Consider the following 21,013-nt stretch of genomic DNA (forward strand, 5'->3'; position numbering starts at 1 on the left):
CTGAATCAGCGCCCGAATAGCGGCGAAACGGCTTCCTGCCGTTTGTTCAGAGCCATCGTCCCCACGACAACTCTGATCCACCATCTTGCGACGGTGGCTCCCCCATATCGATGACGGGATCGTAACGAACCCTTTACGTTTGCGGTATCGGAAAAATTCCTAGGTCGATCGGCCAGGGTCATTGCCTATGTTGTTGCTTCGCAACAAAATTCTCAGGTGAACACCGACGTGATCCGGCCTCAAGCGGAACTGCCCGCCCAACGAAGTAACGCGGTCGCGCATTCCCTGCAGACCGCGGCCACCTCTTGGCAGGCGGCCGGGCAGGCCCACTCCGTCGTCGCGCAAATCCAGAATGGCCAGCGAGGCGCCCTGGCGTTCTCCAATCCGCAGACGCACCCTGAATTCGCTTGCCTGCGCGTGTTTTACGGCGTTGGTCGCGCTTTCCTGGGCCAGCCGGTAGATCGCCGTGCGCGTGTCGTCGTCCAGCAGGCGAGGGTCACCGCGCAACTCGGTGTGATAGGCCACGCCGGCGGCGTTCAACAGATCACGGATCGGGCCCTCGTCGAGCGCTCGCAACAAGCCGAATTCATCCAGTACCGCAGGACGCAGGTCATCCAGCAAACGATGCAGCGCACGACGCATGTGCGCGAGGATAGTGTTGATCGAGGTGCTGATGTCTTCGAGGCCCGCCTGATGCAATCGGGACTGTGCGAGTTTGACGTGCGTCTGGATGGCGGTGATGTTTTGTCCGAGTTCGTCGTGCAGCTCGGCTGCGAGATGCCGACGTTGGTTCTCGTCAGCCTGAAGATTGCCGCGAGCTGCGCCGCGTAATTGTTGAGCGAGCTGGTCCAGCCGTCGATTCACCGAACCCAGATAGACGTTCTGTTCGGCCACCCGCGCGCTGCTACGTCGCAGCGCATCGGTTGCCGAACCAAGCATCAGCGCGCCGGTGCCCGCCACCGCCAGGAACAGATAGGCAGCAGCCCCGGAGGGCGCGTGTCCCAGGTGTTGATCCACCAGGGTCATGCCGAGGCTGGAAATCATCATCGCCAGACTGGCACCTCGCCAACCGTGACGGAAAGCGAAAAACAGTACGGGGGCCAGCGACAGCACCCGGGCGAATTGCGGTTGCGGCGCGGCGCGTTCGGACAGCAGCACCAGTATCACCATCGACGGCAGCATGACCAGAAGTCCGTCCATCGCAAGGCTGGTCAACGAGCCGCGGTCGAACGGCGCCCGCAGCAGCATAATCATCAGCGGCACTGCCAGCAGGATGGCCAGGTAGTGGCTCAGCAGATCCTCGCCGAGTACCCGCAACATCAAGTCCTGCGAATCCGGCGATTGAATCCACGCCAGCAATGCGGCATCCGCGCCGGTCGTCGCGGCGACGATCAACAGCACTGACAGCAGAAGGCGCGTCACTTCCTGGGGACTGCTCAGGCTGGGATGAAGATTGAATCGCCGCAGCAGCCACAGACCGGCAGCCATCACCAACGGCTCGGGCAGTTCGTTGATGAGGAAATCGGCCCAACCAGCCGGCACGCCCTGAGCAAGACTGATAACTGCGGTAGCAAGCAGTTCGCCGCCAAGCAGCCAGCCCCAGTAACGAACCGGCGCGAGCAGCAGTGCACCGAAGCGCAAACCGTAGGGAAGCATCCAGTACGGTTGAACGGTCGGCCACAGCAGCAGCCAGAACACGACATACGCTGCGCCGACAAATGGGCCGGAATCAGGTAGGCGAAAGGTTTTCATGCGCATGCATGGATGGTACATGTGCGATCCGCAGCATGGCCGCAGACCATCGGCCAGGTGCAATGTGTAAAGTAGCGCGATGTACAGCATCGTTCTGGTCGATGACCACGCCATCGTTCGAGAAGGGTTCAAGCGGCTGATCGAGCTTGAGCCCGACCTCGACGTCGTAGCCGAATGCCGAAGCGCGGACGACGCGGTCGAGGCCGTAGGACAGTGGCGTCCGGACCTTGTCGCACTGGATCTGTCGCTGCCTGACGGCAGCGGGCTTCCTCTCATCGAGCATCTGCTCAGCGTCGCGTCGAAGACACGCATTGTCGTGCTGAGCATGCATGACGGTGATCCCTATGTGTCCGAAGCCATGCGTCGTGGCGCATCGGGTTACGTGACCAAGGGTGTGGCGCCAGAGGAATTGGTAGCCGGCCTCCGCGCAGTGATGAACGGCGAATGCTTTTTAAGCTCCGACCTTCGGCAACGTCGCGCTGAACGTCCCAACGCTGCTCTCGATCCGATCAACCGGTTGACCGCACGCGAGCGCGAGGTCTTTCTGTTGCTGGCTGGTGGACGCGCGCCCAAGCAGGTGGCCGCGGAACTCGGCATCGGCCAGAAGACGGTCTATATTCACCGCGCCAGCCTGATGGGCAAGCTGGGGGCAGGGTCGGAACTCGATCTCTATCGCATGGCGAGCGAGCGCGGGCTCTTGCCGATCGACGGCTGAAACAACGGCCAGTCGATGCGCGACGATGATTCTCAGGCACTCTGTGCCCGCTCCAGCATCTGCTTGGCGTGGGCTCGCGTCTCACGTGTGATCTCGACACCGCCAAGCATGCGTGCCAGTTCATCACGACGACCTGCTGCGTCGAGGCGATGGATGCGCGTGTGCGTGGAGCCGTCGTCACTTTGTTTGCTCACCAGCAGATGCGCATGCCCCTGCGCAGCAACCTGTGGCAGATGGGTAACGCAAAGCACCTGCCGCTGAACACCCAACGCCCGCAATTTCTGTCCGACCACTTCAGCCACCGCGCCGCCAATGCCGCTATCGACTTCGTCGAAAACCATGGTGCCGATGGTGTCCTTGCCAAGCGTGGCCACTTCGATTGCCAAGCTTATACGCGCCAGCTCGCCACCGGATGCGACCTTGCGCAGCGGGCGGGGCGGCTGGCCGGGATTGGCGCTCACCAGAAGTTCGCAGCGCTCGTTGCCTTGCGGATCGGGTTCGTCGCTGGGGGTTGCTTCAAGCTCCACAGCCAATACGCCACCGGTCATGCCCAACTCGGTCATCAGTGCGCTGACTTCCTTGCCCAGTCGCATTGCCGCGTTGGCCCGAGCCTTGCTCAGGTTCGACGCGAGGGTCGCGTATTGGTCGTGTAACCGCGTTCGCTCCAAGGCCAGTTTTTCCAAAGCTTCGCCCGCGTTTTCGAGCTCGGCCAACTCTACTTGCAACACGTCGAGCCGATCGTGCAATTCGGCAACAGGCAGGCGATGTTTGCGAGAAAGTTCGTGCAGGCGTGCCAGGTGCGTGTCGATTTCCGCATAGCGATCGGGATCGAGGTCGACGTCCTGCGCGTAGCGGCCCAAACGATCGGAGGCCTCGTCGAGCTGGATGGAAGCGTTATCGAGCAACTCAAGTACAGGCAAAAGGCGGGTATCCAGTGTAACGAGCTTGCCGAGTTCGGCGTGCGCGCGACTCAGCCCGCGGCGCAATGCGAATTCACTTTCGCCGTCCAGCAAATCAACCACGCCCGCCGCGCCTTCAGCCAGGCGCCCAGCATTGGCGAAACGCTTGTGGCTCGTTTCCAGTTCCGTCAGCGCTTCGGCCGGCAGCGCCCATTTTTCGAGTTCGCCGAGTTCATGGCGAAGCAGCTCGATGCGCTGGTCGCGATCATCGCCACCGCTGAGCTTGTGGATCCGCGCGCCGGCTTCGCGCCATTGCAAGGCGCTGTCCCGAACATCCGCCAGCAACCGGTCATGGCCTGCAAAAGCATCGAGCAGTGCCAGCTGATGGGAGCGCGCAAGTAACGCCTGATGTTCGTGCTGACCGTGAATTTCGACCAGCACCGATGCCAGCTCGCCAAGCTGCCTGGCATTGGCCGGACGGCCGTTGATCCAGGCTTTCGAGCTGCCTTCCGCGCGGATCACGCGGCGCAACTGGCAGTTTCCGTCCTCGTCCAGTTCTTCGCGCTGCAGCCAGTCGCGTGCTTCGGGCAAATCGGCAAGGTCGAATTCTGCCGCCAGTTCGGCGCGATCACTGCCCGCGCGAACCATGCCGCTGTCGGCGCGTGCGCCTGCAAGCAGCATCAATGCGTCGACCATCAGCGATTTGCCGGCGCCGGTTTCACCGCTGACGACAGTCAGGCCTGGACCGAAGGCGATCTCGGCCGCTTCAACGACGGCAAAATGACGGACATAGAGCGAAGTAAGCATGAGTCGCTTAATGAAGGAGTTGATGGATTGTAACGGCAGGCCGTTACGCCAAAACACAGGTTGTACTTGCAAGCGGAGCGCCAAGACCTTATTTCTGTCGAGTCTCAAAGGCTGCTACATCCATGATCACTCCCCACGGCCACGATCTCGACGCCCGCGCACGACGGTTGTTGCGCACGCTGATTTCCCAATACCTGGCCGACGGCGAACCGGTCGGCTCGCGTACGCTGTCGCGTTCTTCCGGTCTGGATGTGAGCCCGGCGACCATCCGCAACATCATGGCCGATCTGGAAGACGCCGGCCTCGTCGCTTCGCCGCATACATCCGCCGGCCGCGTGCCCACGCCGCGAGGCCTGCGATTGTTCGTCGACAGCCTGATCGAACTGCAGCCGCTGGCGCAGGACGATATCGACCGCCTGCAGCGTGAGCTTCCGCCGGGCCCGAGCACCACGCTCAACCTGCTGGGAAGTGCCTCCGCGCTCTTGTCGGCGATGACGCATTTCGCAGGCGTGGTCACGGTGCCGCGGCAAGTCGATTTCCCGCTGCGCCACATCGATTTCGTGCCGCTTCCCGATGCGCAGGTGCTGGTGATTCTGGTGTTCAGTGACAATCAGGTGCAGAACCGCATCGTGCAACTGGCCAAGCCGTTGCACAGCAGCGAACTCGAACAGGCCGCCAACTATCTCAACAGCCAATTTGTCGGGCTGCGTGTGGACGATATCCGCGCCCATCTGCTGGCTGAGCTGCGCGAAGCGGGCAGCGAGCTCAACCGGCTGCTTTCGAGCACGATGGAACTGGCTACCGCTTCGTTCGCACCCCAGGCGGGCGGCAACGACATGCTGGTCAGCGGCCAGACCAACCTCATGGCCTATTCGGAACTGGCGAACCTGCAACGGTTGCGCGAGTTGTTCGACGCGTTCCAGCAGAAAAACGAATTGCTGCAATTGATGGAGGTGTGCGCCCGTGCGCCTGGCGTGCAGCTGTTCATCGGCGAGGAGTCGGGCTTCACGGCACTGGATGGTTGCAGCGTCGTCACGGCCAGTTACGGCGCACAAGGCCGGGTTCTCGGCGCGGTGGGCGTTATCGGTCCCACGCGCATGGCTTACGAACGCGTCATACCCGTTGTGCAGGCGACGGCCGGATTGCTCAGCGACGCCTTGAATCGCGCCGCGATGGCCTCATAACCCGCGACGGGAGCGGGATTTCCGCAAAAATCGATGGCCGATAAACTTGTCGGTCAGGAACTTCGTTTGGAGTGATGCATGCAGAACAACGAACCTCAGTCGCACGATCAGGCTGGTGATCCGTTCGGATCCGATGATCCGGTTGCGACCGAACTCGCCAACGCGCAGTCGCGTCTGATCGAGCTGGAAACGAGCAACGCGGAACTGCGCGAAACCGTGCTGCGCGAAAAAGCCGAAATCGAAAACCAGCGTCGCCGTCTGCACCGCGACCTAGATCAGGCACGTCGTTTCGCCAATGAAAAATTGTTGAACGAGTTGTTGCCGGTCTACGACGGGCTCGAAGGTGGGCTCGCGGTGGAAGGCGGCGATATCGCATCGATGCGTGAGGGCATCAGCCTGACGCTGAAGTCTCTGCTGAAGGTCGCCGAGAACCACGGCATGTCGCAGATCGATCCGCTCGGTCAGCCCCTCGATCCGGAACGCCACCATGCGGTGAGCATGGTCGAGGCGCCGGGCAAGGCGCCAGGCACGGTGGTCAGCGTGCTGCAGAAAGGCTACGTGTTGAACGACCGCCTGCTGCGTCCTGCGCTGGTCGCGGTCGCCAAGGATTAAGTCTCACGCGACGGACCGCTGAATGGTGTGTCTGTCGCTGCGCAAGAAATCACATCGGGAGGCCATGCCGGCATTGAATCGCCAAGGCAGGCCCCCATTCTGAAACCAGTCGCGGCCGCGGGGGCCGCAAAAAGATTTGGAGCAATAGACATGGGCAAGATCATCGGTATCGACTTGGGCACCACCAACTCCTGCGTGTCCGTGATGGAAGGCAGCAGCGCCAAGGTCATCGAGAATTCGGAAGGAGATCGCACCACGCCATCCATCGTTGCTTTCAACAAGGACGGTGAAGTGCTCGTGGGCGCCTCGGCCAAGCGCCAGAGCGTCACCAATCCGAAGAACACTTTCTACGCGGTGAAGCGCCTCATCGGTCGCAAGTTCACCGATGCGGAAGTGCAGAAAGATCTGCACATGGTGCCTTACAGCATCGTGGCACATGACAACGGCGACGCATGGGTGCAGACCTCCGACGGCAAGAAGATGGCGCCGCAGGAGATCGCCGCGAAAGTGCTGATGAAAATGAAGAAGACCGCCGAGGATTATCTCGGCGAGCCGGTGACGGAAGCTGTGATCACCGTGCCGGCCTACTTCAACGACAGCCAGCGTCAGGCGACCAAGGATGCCGGCAAGATCGCCGGCCTGGACGTCAAGCGCATCATCAACGAGCCGACCGCGGCCGCGCTGGCTTATGGCCTGGACAAGAAGGGCGGCGATCGCAAGATCGTGGTCTACGATCTCGGCGGCGGCACGTTCGACGTGTCGATCATCGAGATTGCCGAGGTCGACGGCGAGAAGCAGTTCGAAGTGCTTGCCACCAACGGCGACACCTTCCTCGGTGGCGAAGACTTCGACATGCGTGTCATCGACTATCTCGTCGACGAATTCAACAAGGAGCAGGGCATCGACCTGCGCAAGGATCCGCTCGCGCTGCAGCGCCTGAAGGATGCCGCCGAGCGCGCCAAGATCGAGCTGTCCTCCAATCATCAGACCGACGTCAACCTGCCGTACGTCACGGCGGATGCGTCCGGCCCGAAGCATCTGAACATCAAGTTGACCCGCGCCAAGCTTGAATCCTTGGTGGACGAACTGGTCAAGCGCACCATCGAGCCGTGCCGCACCGCGTTGAATGACGCCGGCCTGCGCGTATCCGACATCAACGAGGTGATCCTCGTCGGTGGTCAGACCCGCATGCCCAAAGTGCAGGAGTCGGTGAAGGATTTCTTCGGCAAGGAGCCGCGCAAGGACGTCAATCCGGATGAGGCTGTGGCCGTTGGCGCGGCGATCCAGGGCGGCGTGCTGGGCGGTACCGTCAAGGATGTGTTGTTGCTGGACGTGACGCCGCTGTCGCTCGGCATCGAGACGATGGGCGGCGTGATGACCAAGCTGATCGAGAAGAACACCACCGTGCCGACCAAGGCCGGCCAGACGTTCTCGACCGCCGACGACAATCAGACCGCGGTGACCGTGCACGTGCTGCAGGGCGAGCGCGAGCGTGCCAGCGCGAACAAGTCGCTGGGCAAGTTCGATCTTTCCGGTATCGATGCGGCGCCGCGCGGCCAGCCGCAGATCGAGGTCACCTTCGACATCGACGCCAACGGCATCCTGCACGTGTCAGCCAAGGACAAGAAAACCGGCAAGGAGCAGAAGATCGAAATCAAGGCAGGCTCGGGCCTGTCCGAAGACGAGATTCAGCGCATGGTCGCGGACGCCGAAGCCAACAAGGAAGAGGACAAGAAGTTCCATGAGCTGGTCGCCACGCGCAATAAGGCCGACCAGCTTGTGCACGCCACGCGCAGCGCATTGAAAGAGCACGGTGGCAAGGTGCCACCTGATCAGCTCAGCAGCATCGAAGGCGCGTTGTCGGATCTGGAAAAGGTCAAGGACAGCGACGACAAGGCGGCCATCGACGCCAAGGTCGAGAAGCTGGAGCAGACCGCGCAGGCGCTGTACGCAGCGGCGCAAGGCGGCGGTGCGACCGATGCCGGCGCGCAATCCGCGCCGGGCGGGTCGGCACAGCCGGACGACGTGGTCGATGCGGAGTTCACCGAGGTCAAGGACGACCAGAAGTAATCAGGCAAGAAGTAATCAGCCGTCCATCGGCACGGTCGATATCGCAGCCCGCGCCGGGAAAGCATCCTGGCGTGGGCTGTGTGTTGAATGGCGACGGGATGCGACAACGCAGTGTGGAAGCATGAATGAGCAAGCGTGACTATTACGAAGTGCTGGGCGTCGAGCGCAGCGTCACCGAAGTCGACCTGAAGAAATCCTTCCGTCGGCTGGCGATGAAATACCATCCCGATCGCTGCCCGGACGATCCTGCTGCGCAGGAGAAATTCAAGGAAGCCAAGGAGGCTTACGAAATACTCTCCGACGCGCAGAAGCGCTCGATGTACGACCAACACGGACACGCGGCTTTCGAGCACGGCATGGGCGGTCGCGGCGGCGCCGGCTTCGGCGACGTCGGCGATATTTTTGGCGACATCTTCGGCGATATTTTTGGTCGCAACGGCGGTGGCCGCGGCCGTCCGCGTCGCGGCTCGGATCTGCGCTACATCATGGAGCTGGATCTGGAGGAGGCTGTGTTCGGCGTCAGCCGTCAGATCGAAATACCCACGCAGGTCAATTGTCATCACTGCAATGGCAGCGGCTCGGAAGACGGGAAGACCAGCAAGTGCAAGACCTGTCATGGACACGGACAGGTGCGCATGCAGAACGGCATTTTCTCGATTCAGCAGGCATGCCCGCATTGCGAAGGCACCGGTCAGACGATCGAGAAACCGTGCAAAAAGTGTCACGGCGAAGGTCGGCTTGAGGAAACCCGCACGCTGTCGGTGCAGATACCGGCTGGCGTCGACAACGGCGATCGCATTCGCTTGACCGGGCAGGGCGAAGCGGGACCTGCAGGTGCGCCATCGGGCGATTTGTATGTCGAAGTGCACGTGCGCGAGCACGCGATTTTTCAGCGCGAAGGCAATGACCTCTATTGCGAATTGCCGATCCGTTTCTCGCAGGCAGCATTGGGCGTGGAATTGCCGGTGCCCACGCTGGAAGGCGAAGTGCCAATCAGCATTCCCGCGGAAACCCAGACGGGCACGCAGTTTCGCCTGCGCGGTCGCGGCGTGAAATCGGTGCGCAGCAGCCGCAACGGCGATCTCATCTGCCGCGTCGTCGTCGAGACACCGGTGCGCCTGACCAAACAGCAACGCGATCTGCTCGAATCGCTGGAAGCGACTTTCGGCGGCTCCGATGCGGACAAGCACACGCCGCGCGCCAAAGGCTGGGTCGATGGCGTGAAAGAATTCTGGTCCAAAGTAACGGCCTGAAGTCGGTCGCACTCGCGGTAGCATCGCGTGACCAGTCAGCTACTCCGGAGTACATCGATGACACGACCTGTTCGCCTCGCCATCAACGGCGCTTCCGGTCGCATGGGCAAGGCCATTCTCGATCTACTAGAAACCGATGCACGCTTTGAATTGGCGCACGCGGTAGTTGCTCCTGGTTCGAAGCAAGACGGCGAACCCGTGTTCGCCCATTCGTCCAAAGGCATGCGCTATGCGCATGACTGGAACGACGCACCGGCGCTCGATGTGGTGATCGACTTCAGCAGCCCGATGGCGTTGCACGCGGCGCTCGATCACTGCACGTCTCGTGGCGTGGCGCTTGTAAGTGGCACGACCGGTATCGATGCCGTACTCGAAGTCCGCATGGCCGAAGCTGGCAAAAACATCGCCCTGTTGCGCGCCGCGAATTTCAGTATCGGCGTCGCTGTGCTGACGCGTCTGCTGCGCGAAGCGGCCGCTGCGCTACCGAATTGGGACATCGAAATCGTCGAAGCACACCACGGCCGCAAACAGGACGCACCATCCGGCACGGCGCTGGCGCTCGGTCATGCGGCGGCTCAGTCGCGACGTGCCACGCTTGATGCAATGGCCGTCTATAGCCGTGAAGGCCAGACGGGTGCGCGCGTGGATGGAAGCATCGGTTTTGCGGTGGTGCGCGGTGGCGACATTGTCGGCGAGCACACAGCCATGCTGATCGGGCAGGGCGAACGACTGGAACTGGCACATCGCGCTACCGACCGCTCGATCTTCGCACGCGGTGCATTGCAGGCCGCGCAATGGCTGGTCGGTCGCGCTGCCGGACAGTGGCAACTGGAAGACGTGATAGCGACGAGCTGACGCATGTCGTCAAAAGACAACTCCGGTTGTGCCGTGTGGTCGATGCCGTTAGCATCGATGCGTTGTCATTGGGGAGTAGCCAGCTTCGTTTCCCCTGAGGCGTCCGCATCAACAGACTTGGTTGCCGATTCATTTCCGCAACCGTGGTGTGGACAGCAACCATCGATGCGTGATGGTTTGCCCGGCGAGACCTTTGGCCATCGACATGCTTACCCGGGCCGGGCGAGCAGTGTCGTTGAGCCATCGGTATTCCGCTCGCCCGGCCTGGTGTAAATCATGTTGCTCACGTTGTGTCTGTTCCTCGGCTCCGCTGGTGCGATCTATTTCGCCTGCGAGTATTTCGTCAACGGCGTCGAGTGGTTCGGGCAGAAGCTCAACCTTGGCGCGACTGCCACTGGCACCGTGCTTGCCGCTTTCGGCACGGCGTTGCCGGAAAGCGCGGTGACCTTTGTCGCGGTGATCTTCGGCAAGACGCCTGAAGCGCGCGACATCGGCGTCGGCGCTGCACTCGGCGGACCGCTGGTGCTGGCCACGATTGCCTACGCCGTCGTCGGCGCAGCGCTTTGGTTTAACCGACGGCGTTTGCAACGCGCGGATCGGATCATCCGCGTTGACCACAAGCGTTTGGCGCGCGATCAATCATGGTTTCTCGCCATTTTCGTGGTCAAGGTCGGGCTCGGCCTGGTGGCATTCGCGATCAAGCCCTGGCTCGGCATTCTCTTTCTGGCGGCGTATGCGTTGTACGTCTGGCGCGAAATTCGCAGAAGCGATACCGCGCCCGAGGAAGAAAACCTCGAGCCGTTGAAATTCCGTCCCATGCAGGCGGATCCGGCGATGCGTTGGGTGGTGACGCAGACGGTCGCGGCCCTGGTGGTGATCGCCGCTGCATCGCGCTTGTTCGTGGGCCAGCTCGAAGCCATGGGCGCAGCGTTGTCGTTGCCGCCGCATCTGGTGGCGTTGGTGTTGAGCCCGGTAGCGACCGAGCTTCCGGAAACCGTCAATGCATTGATCTGGGTGCGCCAAGGCAAGGAACGACTGGCGCTGGCCAACATCTCCGGCGCCATGATGATCCAGGCCACCATACCCAGTTCACTGGCCTTGTTCGCCACGCCCTGGTTGTTCGATGCGCCGCTGATTGCGGCCGGCATTCTGACGATGGCAGCGGTGATTTATCTCTGGTGGCTGTTTCATCGCGGCAAGGTCGATGCGCGTTGGCTGTTGCCAGTCGGCGCGTTGTACGGCGTATTCGCCGCATTTGCGGCATGGCATTTCGTTGGCCAGTGACGCCGACAATCAATCGGGATGCGACGCGTTGCGGTCGCGGCCGGAGCCGAGTTTGGTATCCAGGCTTCCGAACAGCTTTTTGAACATGCGCGAAAATTTGCCGCGCTTGGTCTTGCGCAGTTTTTCCTCTTCGCTCGTCAGCCAGGCAACCTGGATGACTCGGCGCTCGCCTTCGTAGGGAAGGTGGCCGTGGAATGAGTTTTCGCAACGCTTGAATACGGCGAATTCGCCATACAGCGGCAACAGCTCCGGCGCGGCGATGCTGTCGATGTCGTCGATCTTGTGCAGAAAACGCAGACAGCCATCGCTGGTGTCGGGCCATTGCGGATTCAGATAAATCAGCGCCGTGGCGATTTTCGATTTGCTGTCGGTGTGGATGGTGCCGTGACGCTTGTTGAGCAACCGGCACAGCGTCACCAGCGTCGGATACTGACCGAGATTCTCGATGCCCAGGCGCTCACCAACCGCACTGGCGAAAACCGAGCCGGTCATGTTTTCGACCAAAGCGTTGACACTCGGGCCGCAGTCGCGCGGGTGGTATGGAAAGAAACCTGCGCTGGCGTAGCGCGGAAAATCACGATCCAGATCCGCGCGTGCTTCATCCGGAAGCTGGCCATGCGCCACCATGAAAGGAAAAGGCTGCAGTTGCACCGTCGTATCCGGGCGATCGAGTCGGGCGGGATCGAGCAGAACGGTGGCACTCATGGGGCATTCGACTCCTTCGAAACATTGCCTAGTGTAACGCCGGCGATATGCGTGAGTTGACGCAATGGAACACGCGTTCACGCTCGTCGAGGTGGACAGAAAGAGCCGTCCCGCCTATCATTTCCAGCCGCCCTGATCCTTTCCTTCCAAGCGCCACAAGCCAGCAGTCGTGCGGCTTGCGGACTTCGCTGCATCTAAAAGGCGGTTACCGTATGCCTCTACCCGCTCTGCTCGCCCTCGAAGACGGCAGCGTGTTTCACGGCCATGCCGTCGGTGCCGTCGGCATCACGGTTGGCGAGGTGGTTTTCAACACCGCCATGACCGGCTATCAGGAAATTCTCACCGATCCCTCCTACGCGCGGCAGATCGTCACGCTGACTTATCCGCACATCGGCAACACCGGCGTCAACGCGGAAGATGTCGAATCGAGCACCGTGCATGCTGCCGGCCTGATCGTGCGTGATGTGCCTCGGCGCGCAAGCAGCTGGCGCAGCACTGAAAGCCTTCCTGACTACCTTGTGCGCCACGGCACGGTGGCGATCGCAGGCATCGATACACGCCGCCTCACGCGCATCCTGCGCGACAAGGGCGCGCTGGCTGGCTGCATCGTGGCCGGCGAATCGATCGATGTGGATGACGCGCTTGCCAAGGCGAGAGCATTTCCCGGATTGAACGGCATGGACTTGGCCAAGGTGGTCAGCACGACCAAGCCGTATGTCTGGAATGAAGGCGTTTACGATCTCGACAGCACGACCTTCCATCAGCCGGCGACGCGCTTCAAGGTCGTCGCCTACGATTTCGGCACCAAGCGCAACATCCTGCGTCTGCTTGCGGAGCAGGGCTGCGAAGTCACCGTGGTTCCCGCGCAGACGCCTGCTGCGGATGTGCTGGCGATGAAGCCTGATGGCGTGTTTCTTTCCAACGGTCCGGGTGATCCGGCCGCCTGCGATTACGCGATCGCCGCCACGCGTGAATTGCTCGACGCGAAAATTCCGCTGTTCGGTATCTGTCTCGGTCATCAGCTGATGGGCCTCGCGCTCGGCGGGAAGACGCTCAAGATGAAGTTCGGCCATCACGGCGCCAACCATCCGGTGAAAGACCATGACGATGGCCGTGTGTTGATCACGTCGCAGAATCACGGCTTCGCGGTGGATCCGGCTACGCTGCCGAGCAACACGCGCGTGACGCATACCTCGTTGTTCGACGGTTCGCTGCAAGGATTCACGCTTACCGATCGTCCCGCGTTCTGCTTCCAGGGTCATCCGGAAGCGAGCCCGGGGCCGCTCGACATCGGTTACCTGTTCAAACGATTCGCTGCACTGATGCAGGAGGCCCGCTGAGATGGCCAAGCGTACCGATATCAAAAGCATCCTCATCATCGGCGCCGGCCCCATCGTCATTGGTCAGGCTTGCGAGTTCGATTACTCCGGCGCGCAGGCATGCAAGGCGCTGAAGGAGGAGGGCTACCGGGTGATCCTGGTGAATTCCAATCCCGCCACGATCATGACCGACCCCGACACCGCCGATGCGGTCTACATCGAGCCGATCAACTGGCAGACGGTTGAGCGCATCATCGCCAAAGAGCGCCCCGACGCGGTGCTTCCCACGATGGGCGGCCAGACCGGTCTCAACTGTGCGCTCGATCTCGCCGATCACGGCGTGCTTGAGAAATACAACGTCGAGTTGATCGGCGCGTCTCGTGAAGCGATTCGCATGGCCGAAGATCGCGAACTGTTCCGCATCGCGATGGCCGAGATCGGCCTGGACTGTCCGAAGGCGGAAGTCGTGCGCACCTTCGAGCACGCGCTCGAAGCGCAGGTGAAAGTAGGCTATCCGACCATCATCCGGCCGAGCTTCACGCTCGGCGGTTCCGGCGGCGGCATCGCGTACAACCGCGAGGAGTTCGAGGAAATCGTCCGACGCGGACTGGAGCTGTCGCCGGTCGGCGAAGTGCTGGTTGAAGAATCGGTGCTTGGCTGGAAAGAGTTCGAAATGGAAGTGGTGCGCGATACCGCGGACAACTGCATCATCGTCTGCTCGATCGAGAACCTCGATCCGATGGGTGTGCACACTGGCGATTCGATCACCGTGGCGCCGGCGCAGACGCTGACCGACAAGGAATACCAGCGCCTTCGCGATGCGTCCATCGCGGTGCTGCGCAAGATCGGCGTGGACACCGGCGGCTCCAACGTGCAATTCGGCATCAACGCCGAGAATGGCCGCGTGGTGGTCATCGAGATGAATCCGCGCGTGTCGCGTTCATCGGCGCTGGCATCGAAGGCCACGGGTTTTCCGATCGCCAAGATCGCAGCGAAACTTGCCGTTGGCTACACGCTGGACGAATTGAAGAACGACATCACAGGAGGCCTGACGCCGGCGTCGTTCGAGCCGTCCATCGACTACGTGGTCACCAAAATTCCGCGCTTCGCGTTCGAGAAATTTCCGCAGGCCGATGCGCGCCTCACCACGCAGATGAAGTCGGTGGGTGAAGTGATGGCGATCGGCCGCAGCTTCCACGAGTCGTTGCAGAAAGCATTGCGCGGCCTGGAAATTGGCAAGACCGGTCTCAACCCGACCGGGCTCGACATCACCACCGAAGATGGCCTGGCGATACTCAAGCGCGAATTGCGCGAGCCACGTCCGGATCGCGTGTTTCATCTGGCTGACGCGTTTCGCGCGGGTCTTTCGCTTGAAGAAGTGCATGGACTGAGCCGCGTGGACCCGTGGTTCCTCGCAGCCTTCGAAGACATCGTCCTGACCGAGGGCGACATCACGGCCCAGGGCCTGACGGCGTTGAATGAGCCGCGCATGCGCGAACTAAAACGCTTGGGCTTTGCGGATGCGCGGATCGCCGAACTAGTCGACACCGACGAAGCGGCAGTGCGTCATCTGCGTCACACACTCGGCGTGCGGCCGGTCTACAAGCGCGTGGATTCCTGTGCGGCAGAATTTGCCACCAGCACGGCCTATATGTATTCGACCTACGAGGAAGAATGCGAAGCCGCGCCGACGGATCGTCAGAAAATCATAGTGCTGGGTGGTGGGCCCAATCGCATCGGACAGGGCATCGAGTTCGACTATTGCTGCGTGCACGCATCGTTGGCACTGCGCGAGGATGGCTATGAAACCATCATGGTCAATTGCAATCCCGAAACCGTCTCGACCGATTACGACACTTCCGATCGTCTGTATTTCGAACCGCTGACGCTGGAAGACGTGCTGGAAATTGTCCACCTGGAAAACCCCAAGGGCGTGATCGTGCAGTACGGTGGCCAGACGCCGCTGAAGCTGGCGCGCGCGCTGGAAGCTTCTGGTGTGCCGATCATCGGCACCAGTCCCGACAGCATCGATCTGGCCGAAGACCGCGAACGCTTCCAGCAGATGATCGAGAAGATCGGTCTCAAGCAGCCTCCCAATCGAACGGCGCGAAATGCCGACGAAGCGTTGGTGCTGGCGCGTGAAATCGGATATCCGCTGGTGGTGCGACCGAGCTACGTGCTCGGTGGCCGCGCGATGGAAGTCGTGCATGACCACGCGGACCTTTCGCGCTACATCCGCGATGCCGTCAAGGTGTCGAACGATTCCCCGGTGTTGCTCGATCGCTTCCTCGACCATGCGGTCGAGGTGGACGTGGATGTCATCGCGGACGCCGAAGGCCATGTTCTGATCGGCGGCATCATGGAACACATCGAGGAAGCCGGCGTGCACTCGGGCGACTCTTCGTGCTCGCTGCCGCCGTATTCGCTGTCGCCTGAAATCCAGGACGAAATGCGTCGGCAGGCAGCGGCGATGGCTCGCGAGTTGAAGGTCATCGGCTTGATGAATACGCAGTTCGCGATCCAGGGCGACACCGTGTTCATTCTCGAAGTGAATCCACGCGCATCACGCACCGTGCCTTTCGTCTCCAAGGCCACGGGTGTTCCGCTGGCGAAGATCGCGGCACGCGTCATGGCTGGCCGAACGCTGGCAAGCTTGAACGCGACGCGTGAAGTGATTCCCGCGTATTACTCGGTGAAGGAAGCGATCTTTCCGTTCCTCAAATTCCAGAACGTCGATCCCATTCTCGGTCCGGAAATGCGTTCCACCGGCGAGGTCATGGGTGTCGGCCGCAGCTTCGGCGCGGCGTTTGCCCGCGGTCACGAAGCTGCTGGCATCAGGGCGCCGTCCGTCGGCAAAGTATTTTTGTCCGTTCGCGACGGCGACAAGGATCGTTTGCTGCCGGTGGCGAAGGAAGTCATCGCACGCGGATTCAATCTTGTTGCGACGTCGGGCACGGCGAGCTATCTGGCCGAACACGGTGTCGTCTGTGAGCGCATCAACAAGGTGCTCGAAGGGCGGCCGCATATCGTCGACCTGATCAAGAACGGCGAGATCGTCTACATCGTCAACACGACAGAGGGCAAGCAGGCGATTGCCGATTCGTTCTCGATCCGGCGCGAGGCGCTGCAGCATCGCGTCACGTATTCCACCACCGTGGCAGGCGCGCGCGCGCTCGTCCATTCGCTTGATTTCCACAGCGACGGCGAAGTGCACAGCCTGCAGGAACTCCACAAGGAGCTGAGTGCATGAGTCGCCCACCAATCACCAAGGCAGGCTCCGAACGTCTGCGCGCCGAACTGGAAAAACTCAAATTCGTCGACCGTCCGCGCATCATTGCCGCGATCGCCGAAGCGCGAGCGCACGGCGACCTGAAGGAAAACGCGGAATATCATGCCGCACGCGAGCAACAGAGTTTTGCCGAAGGGCGGATCGGACAGCTTGAGTCGTTGCTGTCGAACGCCGAGGTCATCGACGTGACCCAGCTCAAGCCGGGCAATCGCGTGGTGTTTGGTGCGATCGTCGATCTGGAAGACGAAGACAATGGTACGGCCGTGACCTATCAGATCGTTGGCGACCTGGAGGCCGATATCAAGCTGCACATGATTGCGGTGTCGTCGCCAATCGCGCGCGCGTTGATCGGCAAGAGTTCCGGCGACAGTTTCGAGTTCACGGCGCCCAATGGCGTCAAGCACTACGAAATCACCGGCGTCCGTTACGAGTGACCGTCGGTTTTGTTGAGGCTAACAAAAAGGCCGCTTTCGCGGCCTTTTTCATACTCGTCGCGAGAACTGGAACTCAGCGCTGACGAGCCTTGAAACGGGGATTGCTCTTGCAGATCACGAAGACCTTGCCGCGACGGCGCACAATCTTGCAGTCACGATGCCGCGACTTGGCGGACTTCAAAGAGTTAAGCACTTTCACGGCCGGCTCCAGACACTAAACGAAAAGTAAGCTCGTAATTGTAACGACTTGATCTTTCTGGCACAAGCCTAAGGGGCTGCGCCTTCCGCAACGGTCGAAAGGAACTGTTGCAGCACCGGCGACGAATCGTCGGCGCGCGATGCCACGGCCAGCAGCAGATGCGCATCCGCGTCTTCGATCAAGACATAGCTGACCCCGGCAAGATGTACGGCGCGCATGCTCGCGGGCACCAGCGCCAACCCGATTCCGGCGGCTACCAGTGCGAGCAGGCCGTTGATCTGTTGTGCATGCTGGCTGATCGTGGGCTGAAACCCGGCCTTGCCGGCAAGTTTTACCAGCCGGTCGTAGAGAGTGGACGCCAGCTCCCGCGGCTGTGAAACGAAGGCGTCGCCTGCAACGTCCGTCATTTGGACGCGGTCTCGACTGGCCAGAGCGTGACCTGCGGGTAGGGCGAGCAACAAGGGTTCGCGATCGATCATGGTCAGCCTCAAATTCCTTGCATCCTGGAGATGACTGGGCTCGTCCCGCACGAACCCGACGTCGATCTGACCTGCAAGGAGCGCGGCGTATTGAGGCTCCGTGTTCATCTCGCTCAGATGAAGCCGGACATTGGGAGCAAGTTGGCGATAACGAAGCAGGGCTTGGGGCAGGGCGGGATGAAACGAGACCGAGACCGTATAGGCGAGTCGCAATTGGCCGATATGGCCTGCAGCAGCGGCGAGCACCTGGCTGCGGGCTTCACTGGCCTGAGCCAGTATTCCCCGGGCCTGATCCAGGAAGATCCGTCCCGGCTCGGTCAGCGCGACGCGACGTTTGGTCCGCTCCAGAAGCACAACGCCAAGATCTTGTTCGAGCGCCTGGACCTGTTGCGACAGAGGCGGCTGGGAGAGATGCAGGCGTAGCGCCGCCTTCGTGAAACTGAGTTCTTCGGCCACGGCCACAAAATAGCGAAGCTGGCGGAAATCAAACATATAGCGATACCAGATAATTAGTGGTCTAAATATATATTAGATACTTTATCCATCGGGTCATAAAATGCGCCCGTCCCGTCACTTCCCCTCCCCCTGGTGGCGGCGACCCCGCCTCGCAGCGACGCTAAATACGACGTCTGGTTCAACTCCCCCCTGAACCCATGTCGATGCGTCACCACTGCGAGGCGCTTTCTTTTCGAGATGGAGCCGCCCATGGGCGGCTTCATCTTTTTCAGAGCGTGCAGGCCAGTCGAGTGCCTTGCGAAATGGCCCGCTTGGCATCCAATTCGGCAGCGACATCCGCGCCGCCGATGATGTGAACCTTGATGCCTGCCGCAATCAATTCGTCTGCGAGTTGTCGCCTTGGTTCCTGTCCGGCACAGATCACCACATGGTCAACCGGCAGAATCTGCGACTTGCCTTCAACGGTGACGTGCAATCCGAAGTCATCAAAACGATCGTAGCGAACGCCGCCGAACATGATGACGTGCTTCGCCTTGAGTGTTGCACGATGCACCCAGCCGGTCGTTTTGTTGAGCCGTGCGCCGGGGCGACCTTCCGAACGTTGCAACAGCCACACTTCACGTGATGGAGCTTCAGGCCGAGCGAGTTGCAGTCCGCTGCGTTGCGCAAGGCTCATATCCACGCCCCATTCACGCGTCCATCGAACGACGTTGGTAGCAGGCGAGGGCGGGTTCTCCACCAGGAATTCGGCGACGTCGAAACCGATGCCGCCTGCGCCGATGATCGCAACCCGAGCACCCACGGTTCGTTGCTTGGCGAGAACGTCGAGATAGTTGAGCACGCGTGGATCGTCGCTGCCAGGAAAGCTCACGGTTCGCGGGGAAACTCCCGTTGCTATCACCACTTCGTCGTAGTCGACTGCTTGGAGCAATGCTACGTCCGCGACTTTCTGCAGTTGGACCTCGACCTGCGTATCGATCAGACGGTGCCGGAAATAGCGCAGGGTTTCGTGGAATTCTTCCTTGCCTGGAATCTGCTTGGCATAGTTGAATTGCCCGCCGATTTCGTTCGCCTGGTCGATCAGAGTCACGCTATGGCCGCGCTCTGCAAGTGTGGTGGCGCACGCCAATCCTGCGGGACCCGCTCCGACAACGGCGATGCGTTTGCGATGCGTAGCGGGTTCGATTTTCAGTTCAGTTTCGTGACACGCACGCGGATTGACCAGACAGCTGGCGCGACGATTCTGAAACACGTGGTCGAGGCAAGCCTGGTTGCAGGCAATGCAGGTATTGATCCGTTCGGCGTTGCCCGCGGCAGCTTTCCGCGGCCACTGCGAATCGGCGAGCAACGGCCTCGCCATTGACACCATATCCGCTTGGCCGTCGGCGAGTATGCGTTCGGCGACATCCGGCATGTTGATGCGATTGGTGGTCACCAGCGGAATCGCAATCTCGCCTTTCAGCTTTTTGGTGACCCAGGCAAAGCCACCGCGCGGCACGCTGGTGACAATGGTGGGAACGCGTGCTTCGTGCCAGCCGATGCCGGTGTTGATGATGCTGGCGCCGGCCGCTTCGATGGCCTTCGCCAGTGTCACGATCTCGCTCCAGTCCTGGCCGCCTTCGACCAGGTCCAGCATCGACAACCGGTAGATGATGATGAAATCGCGGCCCACCGCTTCGCGCGTGCGGCGAACGATCTCGATCGCGAAGCGCATGCGGCGAATAGCGTCGCCACCCCAGACATCGTTGCGTTGATTGGTGCGCTCAGCGATGAACTGATTGATCAAATAGCCTTCCGAACCCATCACCTCGATGCCGTCGTAACCGGCATCGCGCGCCAGCGTGGCGCAGCGCACAAAATCGGCGATGGTACGTTCGACCCCGCGCGACGAGAGCGTGCGCGGCGTAAAAGGCGTGATTGGCGACTTGATCTTCGATGGCGCTACCGACAGCGGGTGATAACCGTAGCGTCCCGCATGCAGGATCTGCATGCAGATGCGTCCGCCCTCGGCATGTACGGCGTGGGTGAGTTTGCGGTGTCGCGCCTTGTGCCAAGGCATCGAGAGCCTGCCGCCGAAAGGTTTGAGCCATCCCTGGATGCTTGGCGCGATGCCGCCGGTGACCATGAGGCCGACGCCGCCGCGCGCCCGTTCGGCAAAATAGACGGCGAGCTTGTCGAAGTCGCTGGCTTTGTCCTCCAGCCCGGTGTGCATCGAGCCCATCAGGATGCGATTGGGCAGGGTGACGTGGCCCAGGTCGAGCGGAGAAAACAGGTTGGGGTAGTTCATGCGACCGACTTCATCTCAAACGGTCGTATGAATGTGCCGGTGCGAAGCGTTTGAAAGCAAGCGCCACGTTGCAGGCGACGATATGTTTCAAGCCAGAAGCTGATGGACCAAGGCAATGTAGCGACGCATGGCTTCTTCTGACGAGACGCCATTGAGTTGCGCCCAGGCCTCGTGTTTGGCGGTTCCGACGAAGTCGAAAAATCCCGGCTGCGTGCGCTGAAGATCGCCTTCCGACCCTTGCTTGTACAAGGCATAGAGCTTCAGCAAGGTGTCGTTGTCCGGACGCGTGCTTAGGCGCTGCACATCCTTGGCGGCCTGTTCGAACTCGCTGCGGAGATCGCTCATGAAAGACGGCTCGGGATGGCTTGCGAACAAGAAGACCGGCTTGATAGCACGCGTTTGAAACCCGGTCAA

General features: G+C 61.1%; 17 protein-coding genes and 1 riboswitch. Of the genes, 10 read left to right on the forward strand and 7 right to left on the reverse strand.

Annotation, left to right across the window (positions count from 1 at the left end; all coding sequences use genetic code 11):
* Positions 1 to 159: 159 nt before the first annotated feature.
* Entirely contained in the window at positions 160 to 1,758 is a 1,599-nt protein-coding gene (locus GSQ73_RS13010; protein ID WP_158884643.1) for an MASE1 domain-containing protein, read from the reverse strand.
* 73 nt (positions 1,759 to 1,831) lie between these two features.
* Here GSQ73_RS13010 and GSQ73_RS13015 point away from each other — a divergent pair, with 73 nt between their 5' ends.
* Complete coding sequence (locus GSQ73_RS13015) at positions 1,832 to 2,467, forward strand: response regulator transcription factor (protein WP_158884645.1); 636 nt, start codon at positions 1,832 to 1,834, stop codon at positions 2,465 to 2,467.
* A 32-nt stretch (positions 2,468 to 2,499) separates the two neighbouring features.
* Here the strand turns inward: GSQ73_RS13015 and recN are convergent, their stop codons facing one another.
* Entirely contained in the window at positions 2,500 to 4,173 is a 1,674-nt protein-coding gene (gene recN, locus GSQ73_RS13020) for a DNA repair protein RecN (RefSeq protein ID WP_158884647.1), read from the reverse strand.
* A gap of 122 nt (positions 4,174 to 4,295) precedes the next feature.
* Here recN and hrcA point away from each other — a divergent pair, with 122 nt between their 5' ends.
* The 6 genes from hrcA to GSQ73_RS13050 all read left to right on the forward strand — a co-directional run bounded on the left by hrcA (position 4,296) and on the right by GSQ73_RS13050 (position 11,431).
* Entirely contained in the window at positions 4,296 to 5,357 is a 1,062-nt protein-coding gene (hrcA, locus tag GSQ73_RS13025; protein ID WP_158884649.1) for a heat-inducible transcriptional repressor HrcA, read from the forward strand.
* Positions 5,358 to 5,435: 78 nt separating this feature from the next.
* Positions 5,436 to 5,969: a nucleotide exchange factor GrpE gene (gene grpE, locus GSQ73_RS13030; RefSeq protein WP_158884651.1), complete on the forward strand. Its 534-nt coding sequence runs from the start codon at positions 5,436 to 5,438 to the stop codon at positions 5,967 to 5,969.
* Positions 5,970 to 6,119: 150 nt separating this feature from the next.
* Positions 6,120 to 8,039 carry a molecular chaperone DnaK gene (gene dnaK / locus GSQ73_RS13035; protein ID WP_158884653.1) on the forward strand — a complete coding sequence of 640 codons (1,920 nt, stop codon included), beginning with the start codon at positions 6,120 to 6,122 and terminating at the stop codon, positions 8,037 to 8,039.
* A 125-nt stretch (positions 8,040 to 8,164) separates the two neighbouring features.
* Positions 8,165 to 9,292, forward strand: coding sequence for a molecular chaperone DnaJ (dnaJ, locus tag GSQ73_RS13040; protein ID WP_158884655.1), 1,128 nt, complete (start codon positions 8,165 to 8,167; stop codon positions 9,290 to 9,292).
* 57 nt (positions 9,293 to 9,349) lie between these two features.
* The gene (gene dapB / locus GSQ73_RS13045) at positions 9,350 to 10,147 is read left to right on the forward strand and encodes a 4-hydroxy-tetrahydrodipicolinate reductase (protein ID WP_158884657.1); all 798 of its coding nucleotides are present in this window, start codon (positions 9,350 to 9,352) and stop codon (positions 10,145 to 10,147) included.
* A 58-nt stretch (positions 10,148 to 10,205) separates the two neighbouring features.
* Positions 10,206 to 10,410, forward strand: a riboswitch (yybP-ykoY riboswitch).
* A 13-nt stretch (positions 10,411 to 10,423) separates the two neighbouring features.
* Complete coding sequence (locus GSQ73_RS13050) at positions 10,424 to 11,431, forward strand: sodium:calcium antiporter (protein WP_158884659.1); 1,008 nt, start codon at positions 10,424 to 10,426, stop codon at positions 11,429 to 11,431.
* 9 nt (positions 11,432 to 11,440) lie between these two features.
* Here the strand turns inward: GSQ73_RS13050 and GSQ73_RS13055 are convergent, their stop codons facing one another.
* Positions 11,441 to 12,136, reverse strand: a complete 696-nt coding sequence (locus GSQ73_RS13055) for a 2OG-Fe(II) oxygenase (protein WP_158884661.1) — start codon at positions 12,134 to 12,136, stop codon at positions 11,441 to 11,443.
* A 212-nt stretch (positions 12,137 to 12,348) separates the two neighbouring features.
* Here GSQ73_RS13055 and carA point away from each other — a divergent pair, with 212 nt between their 5' ends.
* The 3 genes from carA to greA are packed head-to-tail and all read left to right on the forward strand — an operon-like array spanning position 12,349 to position 17,178.
* Positions 12,349 to 13,476 carry a glutamine-hydrolyzing carbamoyl-phosphate synthase small subunit gene (gene carA, locus GSQ73_RS13060; protein WP_158884663.1) on the forward strand — a complete coding sequence of 376 codons (1,128 nt, stop codon included), beginning with the start codon at positions 12,349 to 12,351 and terminating at the stop codon, positions 13,474 to 13,476.
* A 1-nt stretch (position 13,477) separates the two neighbouring features.
* Positions 13,478 to 16,705, forward strand: coding sequence for a carbamoyl-phosphate synthase large subunit (carB, locus tag GSQ73_RS13065; RefSeq protein WP_158884665.1), 3,228 nt, complete (start codon positions 13,478 to 13,480; stop codon positions 16,703 to 16,705).
* Positions 16,702 to 17,178, forward strand: coding sequence for a transcription elongation factor GreA (greA, locus tag GSQ73_RS13070; RefSeq protein ID WP_158884667.1), 477 nt, complete (start codon positions 16,702 to 16,704; stop codon positions 17,176 to 17,178). Before carB ends, greA begins: the two co-directional genes overlap by 4 nt.
* 73 nt (positions 17,179 to 17,251) lie before the next feature.
* On the opposite strand, the gene ykgO is transcribed toward greA, so the two are convergent.
* The 4 genes from ykgO to GSQ73_RS13090 form a co-directional block, all read right to left on the reverse strand.
* A complete protein-coding gene (ykgO, locus tag GSQ73_RS13075) occupies positions 17,252 to 17,377 on the reverse strand; it encodes a type B 50S ribosomal protein L36 (RefSeq protein ID WP_158884669.1) in 126 nt (41 codons plus the stop codon).
* A gap of 68 nt (positions 17,378 to 17,445) precedes the next feature.
* Complete coding sequence (locus GSQ73_RS13080; RefSeq protein ID WP_158884671.1) at positions 17,446 to 18,348, reverse strand: LysR family transcriptional regulator; 903 nt, start codon at positions 18,346 to 18,348, stop codon at positions 17,446 to 17,448.
* A gap of 232 nt (positions 18,349 to 18,580) precedes the next feature.
* Positions 18,581 to 20,599 carry an NADPH-dependent 2,4-dienoyl-CoA reductase gene (locus GSQ73_RS13085; protein WP_158884673.1) on the reverse strand — a complete coding sequence of 673 codons (2,019 nt, stop codon included), beginning with the start codon at positions 20,597 to 20,599 and terminating at the stop codon, positions 18,581 to 18,583.
* A gap of 87 nt (positions 20,600 to 20,686) precedes the next feature.
* A complete protein-coding gene (locus GSQ73_RS13090) occupies positions 20,687 to 20,944 on the reverse strand; it encodes an acyl-CoA-binding protein (RefSeq protein ID WP_158884675.1) in 258 nt (85 codons plus the stop codon).
* Positions 20,945 to 21,013: the final 69 nt, after the last annotated feature.

The sequence above is a fragment of the Rhodanobacter sp. L36 genome (assembly GCF_009765755.1).
Lineage (GTDB): Bacteria > Pseudomonadota > Gammaproteobacteria > Xanthomonadales > Rhodanobacteraceae > Rhodanobacter.